General features: G+C 70.1%; 10 protein-coding genes and 1 pseudogene. 3 read left to right on the top strand and 8 right to left on the bottom strand.

Features of this window, described 5'->3' with window-relative positions; all coding sequences use genetic code 11:
- Positions 1-114: 114 nt before the first annotated feature.
- Both HLK59_RS05455 and HLK59_RS05450 read right to left on the bottom strand, forming a co-directional pair.
- Positions 115-834, bottom strand: coding sequence for a response regulator transcription factor (locus HLK59_RS05455; protein ID WP_171140074.1), 720 nt, complete (start codon positions 832-834; stop codon positions 115-117).
- A 555-nt stretch (positions 835-1,389) separates the two neighbouring features.
- The gene (locus tag HLK59_RS05450) at positions 1,390-2,304 is read right to left on the bottom strand and encodes a LysR family transcriptional regulator (protein ID WP_171140073.1); all 915 of its coding nucleotides are present in this window, start codon (positions 2,302-2,304) and stop codon (positions 1,390-1,392) included.
- A 155-nt stretch (positions 2,305-2,459) separates the two neighbouring features.
- Between HLK59_RS05450 and HLK59_RS05445 the strand changes: the two genes are divergently transcribed.
- Positions 2,460-4,760, top strand: a complete 2,301-nt coding sequence (locus tag HLK59_RS05445) for an FdhF/YdeP family oxidoreductase (RefSeq protein WP_171140072.1) — start codon at positions 2,460-2,462, stop codon at positions 4,758-4,760.
- A gap of 49 nt (positions 4,761-4,809) precedes the next feature.
- A complete protein-coding gene (locus tag HLK59_RS05440; protein ID WP_171140071.1) occupies positions 4,810-5,790 on the top strand; it encodes an NADPH:quinone reductase in 981 nt (326 codons plus the stop codon).
- Between the two features lie 25 nt (positions 5,791-5,815).
- Here the strand turns inward: HLK59_RS05440 and HLK59_RS05435 are convergent, their stop codons facing one another.
- The 3 genes from HLK59_RS05435 to HLK59_RS05425 all read right to left on the bottom strand — a co-directional run bounded on the left by HLK59_RS05435 (position 5,816) and on the right by HLK59_RS05425 (position 8,503).
- On the bottom strand, positions 5,816-6,475 hold the full coding sequence (locus tag HLK59_RS05435) for a YceI family protein (protein WP_171140070.1): 660 nt from the start codon (positions 6,473-6,475) through the stop codon (positions 5,816-5,818).
- 82 nt (positions 6,476-6,557) lie between these two features.
- Entirely contained in the window at positions 6,558-8,165 is a 1,608-nt protein-coding gene (locus HLK59_RS05430; protein WP_171140069.1) for a cation acetate symporter, read from the bottom strand.
- Positions 8,159-8,503 (bottom strand): DUF485 domain-containing protein, encoded by a 345-nt coding sequence (locus HLK59_RS05425; protein WP_346779653.1) that lies wholly within the window; start codon positions 8,501-8,503, stop codon positions 8,159-8,161. The genes HLK59_RS05430 and HLK59_RS05425 overlap by 7 nt, the downstream gene beginning before the upstream one ends.
- A gap of 444 nt (positions 8,504-8,947) precedes the next feature.
- On the opposite strand from HLK59_RS05425, the gene HLK59_RS05420 reads away from it, so the two are divergent.
- Positions 8,948-9,673, top strand: a complete 726-nt coding sequence (locus HLK59_RS05420; RefSeq protein ID WP_171140068.1) for a carbonic anhydrase — start codon at positions 8,948-8,950, stop codon at positions 9,671-9,673.
- An 83-nt stretch (positions 9,674-9,756) separates the two neighbouring features.
- On the opposite strand, the gene HLK59_RS05415 is transcribed toward HLK59_RS05420, so the two are convergent.
- The 3 genes and pseudogenes from HLK59_RS05415 to HLK59_RS50805 all read right to left on the bottom strand — a co-directional run.
- Positions 9,757-10,695: a hydrolase gene (locus HLK59_RS05415; protein ID WP_171140067.1), complete on the bottom strand. Its 939-nt coding sequence runs from the start codon at positions 10,693-10,695 to the stop codon at positions 9,757-9,759.
- A gap of 144 nt (positions 10,696-10,839) precedes the next feature.
- Positions 10,840-11,355, bottom strand: a complete 516-nt coding sequence (locus tag HLK59_RS05410; protein ID WP_240982227.1) for a VOC family protein — start codon at positions 11,353-11,355, stop codon at positions 10,840-10,842.
- 520 nt (positions 11,356-11,875) lie between these two features.
- A pseudogene (locus HLK59_RS50805) lies at positions 11,876-12,047 on the bottom strand (alpha/beta hydrolase); the annotation flags it as partial.

The following is a 12,047-nucleotide window of genomic DNA, read 5'->3' as shown; positions in this document are numbered from 1 at the left end:
GTGCGACCACCTGTATGCAAGCGAGGGAATCTGACTTCTTCCGGACAGCCCGCGAAAGGGCCTTTGAGGGGGCGCCTTGAGGGGCACCTTGGGGGGGTGCTTTAGGGGGTGCCGTCACCCGCCGGTTCGGCCGAAGACGTAGCCGAAGCCGCGGCGCGTGTGGATGAGGGCGGTGTCCTCCTGGTCGACCTTCTGCCGTAGCCGGGAGACGAGTTTCTCGATGGCCTCGGTGGCACGGGAGTCGTTCCAGACCTGCCGGCTGATCTGCTCCTTCGACAGCACCTGGCCGGCGTTGACCAGCAGGTGGCGCAGGAGCCGGTACTCGGCGGGGGTCAGGTCGAGGGACCGGGCGCCGCGCTGGGCCCGGCACGTCACGTCGTCCAGGACGAGGTCGCCGTAGCGGGGCATCCCGGGGGCCGGGGTGTCACGTCGGCCTCGGAGCAGGACCCCGGCCCTGGCGAGGACTTCGGCGGGCTGGAAGGGCCTGGTGACGTAGTCCCGCGTTCCCGCGCCGAGCTCGGGCAGGAGGGTGTGGAGGTAGTCGCAGGTGATCAGGAAGAGCACGGGCGGGCGGCTCTCCAGGACGAGGCGGCGGCCCCTGGCGAGATCCTTGTTGTCCGGCAGGGTGGCGTCCCAGACCACCAGGTCGAACCGCGACCGCCTGAGCAGCCCGGCTCCCTCGACGGCACTGGCCGCGGTAGCGCCGACACGGTAGCCCGCGGACTCCAGCGTCCCGGAGAGCTGAGCGGCATCACCGGCGTCCCCGGTCACGACGAGGACACCGCGTCCGTCCCCCCGGGGTGAGAACGCCCCTTCGTCGACAGCAGCACCCATGACCTGACCCTTCGCCGCGTTCACACCACCGTAACAGGTAGTTGCGTAACTCAAACAAAAGGACCGTCGACCTCTACACCCATGAGAAACCCAAAGCCGCCGAGCCCCACCCCTGCCGGAGTCGAGATCCCCGACCCCGCGTAGCGGTCCCCTCCCCACGGCCCGAAGTCGAAGCACAGCGGCGCCCGGAGTACACCGGTGCGGCACGGCCGCCACCCCCCGGACCCGACTGGCACTCGAAGCCGTTCGCTGGCGAAACCCACCCACTGCCGGAACCGACGGCGTACCGGGCACGCCCACCGGCTACCCCCGCAGCCCTTCCAGCACCGCCGAGATCCCCGACCGCGCGAAGCCGCCGGAACTCGCGCAGGTCGCCTCTACGAAGCCGTCCCCTCCGCACGACCGGAAGGCGAAGCACGGCAGCGCCCGGAACGTGCCAGTGTGCCGCGGCCGCCACCCTCCAGGCCCAACCTGGCGCTCGAAGCCGTTCGCCGACGAGACCCGCCCACTGCTGGAGTCGGCGGTCTCCGACGGCGTGCCGGGCACGCCCACCGGCTACTCCGGGAGCCGTTCCAGGGTCGTTGAGATGTCTGATCGGGTCACCACGTCCATCAGGGCCTGTCCGATGACGGAGACGGGTTCGCGGGCCGGCAGGACCAGGCCTATCTGTTCGGAGCGGGCGGGGCGGACCAGGGGGACGGCTTGCATGCCGGTGGGGACGCCGAAGACGTGGAGCCAGGCGTACGGGACGATGCTCGCCCATTGTCCGGCCCTGACCTGGGCGAACAGGGAGGCGATCGAGTCGGTCTCCACGCGTGGGGTGACGGAGACGCCGACGGCGGCGAACACCGCGTCGAGGACCTGACGCCCTTGCATCATGGGGTCCAGCAGGCACAGGGGGTACTGGGCCGCCTCCTCCCAGGAGATCTCCGCGGGGCCGGTGTCGGGGCCGGACCGCTGGATCAGGAGGACGTGGCGTTCCCGGTACAGCGGGACGAACTTGAAGTCGTGGTCCGCGACCGAGCTCTGGTAGGTCACGGCGGCGTCGAGTTCGTACGCGCGCAGCCGGTTCACGATGTCCTCGGCCCGCAGGTCGGCGAAGACCTGGACGGTCGCCAGCGGATTGGCGGCGCAGAACGGCTGGGTCAGCAGCCCCACCGCCGTGGAGGCGGTGGGCACGGTCCCGATCCGCAGCCGGCCGCTCAGGCCGACCCGCAGCGCCTGGATCTCGTTCTGCATGGCGTCCCGGTCGGCGAGGATCCGCTGGGCCCACAGGACGACCCGCTCGCCCTCCGGGGTGAGCCCGTCGAACCGGCGTCCCCGCTGGACCAGGGGGATGCCGAGCTCCTCCTCCAGTTTCCGGATGCCCTCGGACAGGGCCGGCTGGGAGACGTAGCAGGCCTGCGCCGCCTTCGCGAAGTGACGGACCCGGGCGAGGGCGACGAGGTACTCGAGTTGACGGAGCAGCACCCCTCAATGATCCACCGGTCTCGCGCGAACGGGGGCGCGGACCGCTCGGTGTGATCGGTGCGGCCTATCACGCGATAACAACTACCGCTTTGACCTGGACCGATGTGCTGACGAAGAGTGAAGGGCGAACGGCTGGGGAGAGGGCGTGGTGCTCGATGCGGGACATCGGCGAACCGGATGAGAGCGAGCTGTCGGTGACGGCTCCCAAGACATGGGCCGCGGGCACTCCAGGGGTCGTGCACGCGCTTCAGTACGCGCTGGGCCAGACCTCGCCGAAGCGCACCGCGCTCACGCTGCTCACCCTCAACCAGGCGAAGGGCATCGACTGCCCGGGCTGCGCCTGGCCGGAGCCCGCGCCGGGCAAGCGGCACCTCAACGAGTACTGCGAGAACGGCGCCAAGCACATCAGTGACGAGGCGACGACCCGGCGGGTGACCGCCGAGTTCTTCCAGCGGTACTCCGTCGACGAGCTGAGCCGTAAGTCGGACTACTGGCTCAACCAGCAGGGGCGGCTGACCGAGCCGATGGTGCTGCGCGAGGGCGCGGACCACTACGAGCCCATCGGCTGGGACGAGGCGCTGGACCTGCTCGCCCGCGAGCTGCGCGCCCTGGACCACCCGGACGAGGCGCTGTTCTACACGTCGGGGCGGCTGGCCAACGAGCCGGCGTTCCTGCTCCAGCTGTTCGCCCGGGCCTTCGGCACCAACAACCTGCCGGACTGCTCCAACATGTGCCACGAGTCCAGCGGCTCCGCGCTGGGCGAGACCCTGGGCATCGGCAAGGGCAGTGTCACGCTGGACGACCTGTACGACGCCGACCTCGTCTTCGTCGTGGGACAGAACCCCGGCACCAACCATCCGCGGATGCTGTCCGCGCTGGAGGAGACCAAGCGCCGCGGTGGCAGTGTCGTCGCCGTCAATCCGCTGCCCGAGGCCGGGCTCATGCGGTTCAAGAACCCGCAGAAGGCGCGTGGCGTCGTCGGCCGGGGTACGGCCATCGCCGATCAGTTCCTCCAGATCCGGCCCGGTGGTGACCTGGCCCTCTTCCAGGCGCTGAACCTGATGCTGATCGAGGCCGAGGACAAGGAGCCGGGCACCGTCCTGGACCGGGAGTTCATCGAGGCGCACACCACCGGCTACGACGCCTTCGCCGAGCATCTGCGCGCCACGACGTCGTGGGACGAGGTCCTTCAGGCCACGGGGCTGAGCCAGGACGAGATCGAGGAGGTGCACGCGCGGGTCCTTCGGAGCCGTGGCGTCATCGTCTGCTGGGCCATGGGTCTGACCCAGCACAAGCACGGCGTGCCCACCATAAGAGAGGTCGTCAACTTCCTTCTGCTGCGCGGCAACATCGGCCGCCCGGGCGCGGGAGTGTGCCCGGTCCGCGGGCACAGCAACGTGCAGGGCGACCGCACGATGGGCATCTGGGAGCGCATGCCCCAGCCGTTCCTGGACCGGCTCGGAGACGAGTTCCGGTTCACCGCGCCGACGGCCCACGGTCTGGACTCCGTCGACTCCATACGGGCCATGCTCGACGGACGGGCCAAGGTCTTCCTCGGGGTCGCGGGCAACTTCGTGCGGGCCACGCCCGACAGCGACGTCACCGAGCGCGCCATGCGCAACTGCCGTCTGACCGCGCACATCTCGACGAAGCTCAACCGCTCCCACGCGGTGTGCGGACGCACCGCGCTGATCCTGCCCACGCTCGGCCGCAGCGACCGGGACGTCCAGGCGGGCGGGGAGCAGTTCATGACGGTCGAGGACTCCATGAGCGAGGTCCACGCCACCCGCGGCCGCCTCGCCCCCGCGTCGCCGCTGCTGCTGAGCGAGGTCTCCATCGTCAGCCGCCTCGCCCGTAAGGTCCTGGGCTCCGCGCCGGAGATCCCCTGGGAGGACTTCGAGGCCGACTACGGTCTGGTCCGCGACCGCATCTCCCGGGTCGTCGAAGGCTTCGAGGACTTCGACGAGCGGGTCCGGCGCCCCGGCGGTTTCCGGCTGCCCAACCCGGTCAACTCCAAGGTGTTCCGCACCCCCAGCGGGAAGGCCGTCTTCAGCGTCAACGACTTCACGATGCTCCAGGCGCCGAAGGGGCACCTGATCCTCCAGACCCTGCGCTCGCACGACCAGTGGAACACCATCCCCTACGCGATGGACGACCGCTACCGGGGCATCAAGGGCGGCCGCCGCGTCGTCCTCGTCAACTCCGCCGACCTCACCGACCTCGACATCCCGGACGGCGGCCTCGTCGATCTCGTCAGCGTCTGGTCCGACGGCTCGGAGCGCCGCGCGGACGCCTTCCGGGTCGTCGCCTACCCCACTCCCCCGGGTTCGGCCGCCGCCTACTACCCGGAGACCAATGTGCTGGTGCCGCTCGACAGCGTCGCGGACATCAGCAACACGCCGACGTCGAAGAGCGTGATCGTCCGGCTGGAGCGGAGCGAGGCTTCGACGTCGTAGCCTCGGGTCGAGTCGCTTCCACGACGGTGACCGGCCCCGGAGGTCCGCCATGCTCGCTTCCTGGTACGACACGCAGGGCCCCGCAGCCGATGTGCTGCGCGTCGGTGAGCTCCCCGATCCCGAGCCGGGCCCGGGCGAGGTCCGGGTGCGCGTCACCGTGTCGGGCGTCAATCCCGGCGACACCAAGAAGCGGCGCGGCTGGCTCGGCTCGTCGATGCCCTTCCCCCGGGTGGTCCCGCACAGCGATGCCGCGGGCGTCGTCGACGCGGTCGGCGACGGGGTGAGCGCGCGTCGCGTCGGGCAGCGGGTGTGGGTGTACGGGGCGCAGTCCTATCGGGCGTTCGGCACCGCCGCGCAGTACACGGTCGTACCCGAGGACCTGGCTGTGCGACTGCCCGACCAGTTGGGCGACGAGCTCGGGGCGAGTCTGGGCATTCCGGGGATCACCGCCCACCGTGCCGTGTTCGCGGACGGGCCGGTCGACGGCCGGATCGTGCTGGTGCACGGTGTGCTGGGCGGGGTCGGTTCGCTGGCCGCGCAGCTCGCCCGGTGGGGTGGGGCGACCGTCGTCGCCTCCGTGCGGCGCCGCGCGGACCTGGAGCACGTCGACCCGGACGTCGTGGCGCACGCCGTCGCCCTGGACTCCCCGGACCCCGCCGCGACGATCCGCGCGTACGCGCCCGGCGGTGTGCACCGGATCGTGGAGGTGTCCCTGTCCGACAACGCCGACCTGGACAACGCCGTGGTCGCGAACGAGGCGGTCGTCGCCGCCTACGCCACCGGTGCCGACCGGACCGGCATCCCGTTCTGGCCGCTGCTGTTCAACAACGTCACGCTCCGGCTCGTCGGCAGCGACGACTTCCCGGCCGAGGCCAGGCGTCAGGCGGCGCGCGACCTCACGGCCGCTGCCGCCGTCGGTGCCCTGCGCGTCGCCGTCGCCGAGCTCGTTCCGCTGGCGGAGATCGCCGAGGCCCACGACCGGGTCGACGCCGGGGGCCGCGGCCGTGTGCTGGTCACGATCCCCCGCTGAGCCGGGAGAGTTCAGCCGAGAGGGGTCAGCCGACAGGTGCGGTACGGATGGCCGCGATGTCGAACTGGAGGCGGACCTTCTCGCTCACCATTGCGCCGCCCTCGGCCAGTTTGGAGTTGTAGTTCAGGCCCCATTCGGAGCGGTTGATGGTGGTGGTGCCGTCGAAGCCGGCCCGCTGGTAGCCGAAGGGGTCGGTGACATGGCCTATGTAGGTGAGCTCCAGGACCACGGGGCGGGTGGTGGCCTTGATGGTGAGGTCGCCGGTCATGCGGTAGACATCGTTGCCGACCATCTCCACGGCGGTGCTCGCGAAGCGCATGCGTGGGTAGTTCCGCGCGTCGAGGAAGTCACGGCCCACGAGGTGGGCGTCGCGCTGTTCCACGCCGGTGTCGACGCTGCCGGTCGACAGCACGATCTCCGCCAGCGAGCGGGACGGATCGCGGCCGTCGAAGTACAGGCGGCTCTGGTACTCCGCGAAGGCTCCGCGGACCGTGGTGACCATCGCGTGCCGTACGGAGAAGCCGATCCTGCTGTGGGCGGGGTCGATGACCCATTCGCCGGTCAGGGGCGCGAGCGCCGGGTCCGGAAGGAACGCGGTGCCGACAGCCGGTGACATCGTGGGGGGCTGGGGTGTGACGGTGTGTTCCGTGCGGCGGAACGAGGTGTCACGGCTGAACAATTTCATGATTCACCTAGTTACTGCACGGGAGTTGTCGCCGCAAGCCCTGACCAACGATGAACAAAAACTCCACAAATTCCCCATGTCATCATCCCGTTCGGTGCTGGTCCGCTCCGACGAGGGTGCGCACCTCGAAGTCCTCGTAGCTTTCGGGTGATTGCGGCCTGCTCAGCAGCGAGCCCAGCCAACCGAGGAGGAATCCGGCCGGAATGGAGACAATGCCGGGATTCTGGAGCGGAAACAGGGCGAAATCGGCGGACGGGTAGAGCGAGGAGGGAGTGCCGGAAACCACCGGCGAGAACACCACGAGCAGGACGGAGCTCAGCAGTCCGCCGCAGAGGCTGAGCAGAGCGCCCTGTGCCGTGAACCGCCGCCAGAACAGGGTGTAGACGAGTGTCGGCAGGAGAGCGGAGGCGGCGATCGCGAAGGCGAGGAATGCCAGTGTCGCCGTGTTCGCGCCCCAGGAGATCAGCGCGAGGAGCATGCCGAGGATCCCGATGACGGCCGCCGCGAGACGGGCCACGGCCAGTTCCTCGGTCTCCTTCGCCCTGCCCTTGCGGATCACCTCGCCGTAGAGGTCGTGGGCGAGGGAGGAGGCCGCGGCCAGGGTGAGGCCCGCGGCGACGGCCAGGAGGGTGACGAAGGCCAGACAGGACAGCAGGGCGGTCAGGATGCCGCCGCCGAGGTCCTGGGCCAGCAGCAGCACGGCGGCGTCGCCCTTGCGGTCGGTCCGCGCGATGGTGTCGCGTCCCACGACGGCCGTGGCGCCCAGGCCCAGGATGCCCGCGGCCAGGCAGACGAGGCTGACCAGGCCCATGGCCCACACCACCGAGGAGCGCAGGACGCCGACCTGCTTGGGGGCGAGGAGCCGCATCATCACGTGCGGCAGCGCGGCGAGGCCGAGCACGATGGCCAACTGGAGGCTGAAGAAGTCGAGTTTGCTGGTGGTGCTGCCGCCGTAGCGCAGCCCGGGTTCAAGGAACCGCTGCCCCTGACCGCTGTTGTCCGCGGCGGCGGCCAGCAGCGCGTCAAAGTTCCAGTCGAAGCGGTGCAGCACCATCACGGCGGTCACGGTGACCCCGCAGATCAGCATCACGGCCTTGACGACCTGGATGAAGGTGGCGCCGGGCATGCCGCCGATGGCGGCGTACACGATGACGATGGTGCCGATGACGACCACGCACAGGGTGCGGGTGGTGGCGCTGGGCTCGCCGGTGAACTGGGTCAGCAGGGCGACGCTGCCGACGAGTTGGGCGACCAGGTAGAGGGTGGCGATGGCGAGGGTGCACACGGCCAGGGCGAGGCGCACCGGCCGCTGCATGCGGGGCAGGCGGTACGCCAGGGTGTCGCCCAGGGTGAACCGGCCGGCGTTGCGCAGGGGTTCGGCGATGATCAGCAGGACCATCATCCAGGCGACGGCGGTGCCGCACAGGTACAGCAGTCCGTCGTAGCCGGTCAGGGCGACCAGGCCGGTGCTGCCCAGCAGGGTCGCGGCGGACAGGTAGTCGCCGCACATGGCCAGCCCGTTGCGCAGCGGGGACATCAGGCGGTTGCCGAGATAGAACTCGCTGATCTCGTCGCCCTGCGGTGCGGTCAGCAACGCGGTGAAGAGGGTGACCACGACCACGGACAGGAAGAGCACCAGCGTCAGTTGCAGGCTGAAGCGGTCCACGACCGCGGCACCGGTCGTCACCATCGGCGGCGGCCTCCCTCACCGGTCACTTGGGCGCGCTGGTGCACGAGGTAGCGCCGGACGATGACGCCCATCAGCACGAACTGCCCGAGTCCCAGAGCCAGTCCCAGGGTGAGGTGGCCGCCGAGGGTGCGATTCATCAGCGCCGGAACGAAGCTGGACAGCAGGACGTACCCGAGGAATCCGCCGACGGCGACGGCCGTGGCACGCACTCCGAACCGCCGGTGGGCGCGGCGGGCTGCCAGGTCGGCGGGATACGCCGCCGATGACCGCTCCGTGGATTCGTGGGGAGTTTCGGAGTACTGCGGCGGAACGCCGAACGGCATGGAGTGCCGTGACACGATGCACCTTCTTCGCCGCTTTGCGCGGAGGCAGGAAAGAGCCTCGCTCTGTGCGGACTTAGTGGGGGATTTGTGAATCAGGAATTCGCGTGCCGCGAAATGTCACATCGAGGTCGGGACGGGGATTCTCGCAGCGCGCACGTTGAACTATCAACGGGATGAACAAGGCCGATTACCGCCCTGACTCATTCACACGCTCCGGCGTCCGCGACGACTCCCACACAGCCTGCGGAAAGGCCTCCCCAGGGATTAGGTCTGAACCTTCTCTCCCGCCAGGTTGTCTCAAATGCAGTACACAGCAAGGCAGTTGCGGAGGCCGCCCCACCAAGGACGGCACCCGGGACGACCAAGATCCACCCAAGATCACGTCACGCTTTCCCCACGCTTCGCCATGCTTTGGCAACGCGACGGACCGGCGCCGAACTCGGTCATACGTTCGTCCCCGTGAACTCTCAAGACACTCCCCACAGAGCCGGGCGCCGCGCACTCCTGCGCGCCGGGCTCACCGGTGCCGCGGCCCTCGGCACGGGCCTCGCCCTCGGTGCGACCCCCGCCTCCGCGACCCCCACCACCACGCGTCCTCGGCCCGGCACCCCCGACGAGGCGCTGCGGGAACTGGCGGCGGGCAATCTGCGCTGGCGCACCTACCGCGAGCGGCACCCCGACGAATCACCCGCCGTCCGCCAGGCCCTGACGACCGGTCAGCATCCCTTCGCCCTCGTCCTCGGCTGCATCGACTCCCGGGTGCCCCCGGAGCTCGTCTTCGACCAGGGGCTCGGCGATCTGATGACGGTGCGCAGCGGTGGCGAGGTGCTGGACGAGGCCGTGCTCGGCAGTGTCGCGTACGGAGTGCTCGAACTCGACATCCCGCTGGTGCTGGTCCTTGGACACCAGTCCTGCGGCGCCGTGAAGGCCGCCGTCGAGACCGACATCTCCGGCGCGCAACTGCCCGCCCACATCCAGTACCTGGCCGACCAGATACGCCCGAACATAGACCGCACCAAGGAAGGCGCCGCCCGCGTCGACGCGACCATCGACGCCAACGTCCGGGCCATCCGCTCCCGCATCGCCGCGGAGCCCGACCTCGCCGCGAAGGTGACCGCCGGTGAACTGGCCGTCGTAGGGGCCCGTTACGAGCTGACCACCCAGCTCGTGCACCGCCTCTCCTGAACCAGGTCGATGGCGGGTGCGGTCCCGGAAGGCCTCCGGGACCGCACCCGCCATCCCCCTTGTGCGGGCTCAGCGGGTCGGTGTCACGAGGACAGCCACTCGGTGGCGTTCAGCGCGAGTGCCGCGTTGGTGGCACCGGTGTCGTTCCAGCCGTCGTAGAGCGTGTTGCCGGACTGGCCGGTGCCGTCGTCGATCGGGGAGCTGTCGCCCCAGAAGGCGATCTTTCCGCTGCCGAAGGTGCTGGTGGCGAAGAAGGCCCCGGTGTTGCCGGAGTAACCACTGCGGTAGAGAAGCCCCTTCACGGCCGAGTTGTCCGCGGGCTTGAGGGTGGCCGTCGTGCCGCTGGCGATGAGGCTCTTGGTGACGGTGCCGAAGGATCCGTGCAGTACCGGGTTCGAGCTGTCGCTGATCGCCGCCGGGTAGCCGGAGCTGATGCTGAGCGAGTCGATGGAGAAGCCGAACGGGTCGGTGGAGTCGACGCTGTTGTCGGTCATCAGGTCGTTGAGGATCTCGACCGCGTCCTCGCCGTCGTTGTTGCGGTCGGCGCCGGTGTGGTCGGAGATCATGAAGAGACCGCCGCCGTTCTTCACGAAGGTCATGATCGCCGTCTTCTCGGCGGTCGTGAACAGCGTGTTGGGCTCCGGCAGGACCAGCGTGTCGAAGTTCGACAGGTCCTGTGCGCCGGACCCGCCGTAGGTGAGGCTGCTGCCCGACGGAAGCGTCTTCAGGCTGTAATCGCCGGTCTGCTGAAGCGCCACACCCCAGGAGGACAGCGCGCCCGTCCAGTCCGTCTCGTCGGAGGGCGAGGAGTCCTGGCCCAGCGGGTCGGGCTGGCTGGTGGAGATGATCCAGTCGGCGTTGCCGGCCGTCTCGGCGTGCGCGTTGTCGAACAGGACGCGGTGCGTGGTGGCCGCCGCCGCCGGGCCGGCGGTGGCGGCCTGGACCGCGGCACCGGTGGTGAGCAGGCCGAACACAGTGACGGCGGTGATGAATCCACGGGGGGACTTGGCGAGGCCTAGCATTCGGTGAACCTCCATGGGTGGGGGGCGGGAGGCGGTGCGGGCGCCGAATCTGCGCGCGTAGAACGGCAGTTGGACAACCACCGCTCGACACAAGGCTGGACGCTACACACAAGATCCAGAAGGGCGGCAGGGCCCGCTGGGGGTTCACGTAGAGCTCTTACCCGCGCACCACGTCGACGCGGGACCGCCTCCCAACCCGATCTCGTTGCCGTCCGGGTCGCGGTAGGTGATCTTGCGGACGCCGTTCGAGTAGGTCGCGCGGCTCGCGGGTTTCAAGCCCCGGTCGGCGATGGCGGCGACGCGGGTGTCGAGGTCGTCGACGAAGAGGGTGTGGAGGGTGTTGCCGGCGCGGGCGGGGAGGTGCTCGATGTAGACGTACCGGTGCTCGGCCGGCTCCCAGACGGCTTCCGTGTCGTTCGGGAAGAACGCCGACGGGGTTCCGAAGAGCCGTTCGTACCAGGCAAGGGCCGCCTGGTGGTCGCTCACGGGAATGCCTGCGAAGAGGTCCAGGGACATCCGCCCATGCTGGGCGCCCTGGAAGGCGAGCCGCACCCCGTGCCGGGGCACCGCCTCGCCCACGGCGTGCGCGGGGTCCGCCATCCGGCTCATGCAGGCGGCGTCGACGAAGAGCGGCGGACGTGTGCCGTACGTCGTCCGCATGGGCAGGCCCGCGACCAGGAGGTCCGCACCCGCCTCCGCCAGGAAGCCCGCACGGCCTTGGTGTCGCGCGCCTCGCGAGGGTGAGGCCGAAGCGGTCCGGGTCGAGCAGGACCCTGGCGGTGACGAAGGCGTGGGCGTTGAGCCGGCGGGCCAGAGCCCGGGGCGGATGCCGGAGGAGTACAGCAGTCGAAGGATGCGCGGGACGTCGGCGCACAACACCGTGGTGTCCGAGTGGAGTTCGGAGTCCCTGGCGACTGCGGCGCGGCACAGTCGTACGCCCGTGACCCGGTCGCCCGTGACAAGGAGTGAGGTCGCGAGGGCGGGACCCGCCGGGGGCTGGTCGAGGAGTGGTGGCTCGCGCGTGCCGATCCGGACCTGGCCGCCCGGACCGGGCCGTTGCGCGGCGCGGCCGGTCGGAGGAGTCCGGGGCTCGGACGTCGAGGGGGGCGTACGGCACCGGGTACGGGCCGAGTTCACGGGCGCTGCCCGTGCCGGTCTGTGGCCCGGTCGGCGGCGAGGATCAGCCGCGCTCCGATCGGGCCTTCGCCGTGTGCTCCAGGATCGCCTCGGCGAGCGGGGCGTGTACCTGGGGTGGAAGGGCGTGGCCCATGCCGGGGATCTCGACGAGGTGCGCGCCGCGGATCGCCTGGGCGAGGTGGTGGGCGTGCGGGGGCGGGGCGACGGGTTCGGCC

Source organism: Streptomyces sp. S3(2020) (assembly GCF_013044505.1).
Classification (GTDB): Bacteria; Actinomycetota; Actinomycetes; order Streptomycetales; family Streptomycetaceae; genus Streptomyces.
The sequence above is the reverse complement of the archived record's forward strand: the minus strand, read 5'-3'. Positions and strand labels throughout refer to the sequence as shown.

Excerpts from the sequence above, each read along its gene's own strand:
- HLK59_RS05455 (WP_171140074.1), bottom strand. The coding sequence starts at position 834 with ATGGGTGCTGCTGTCGACGAAGGGGCGTTCTCACCCCGGGGGGACGGA.
- HLK59_RS05440 (WP_171140071.1), top strand. The coding sequence starts at position 4,810 with ATGCTCGCTTCCTGGTACGACACGCAGGGCCCCGCAGCCGATGTGCTG.
- HLK59_RS05445 (WP_171140072.1), top strand. The coding sequence starts at position 2,460 with ATGCGGGACATCGGCGAACCGGATGAGAGCGAGCTGTCGGTGACGGCT.
- HLK59_RS05410 (WP_240982227.1), bottom strand. The coding sequence starts at position 11,355 with ATGCGGACGACGTACGGCACACGTCCGCCGCTCTTCGTCGACGCCGCC.
- HLK59_RS05435 (WP_171140070.1), bottom strand. The coding sequence starts at position 6,475 with ATGAAATTGTTCAGCCGTGACACCTCGTTCCGCCGCACGGAACACACC.
- HLK59_RS05415 (WP_171140067.1), bottom strand. The coding sequence starts at position 10,695 with ATGCTAGGCCTCGCCAAGTCCCCCCGTGGATTCATCACCGCCGTCACT.
- HLK59_RS05430 (WP_171140069.1), bottom strand. The coding sequence starts at position 8,165 with ATGGTGACGACCGGTGCCGCGGTCGTGGACCGCTTCAGCCTGCAACTG.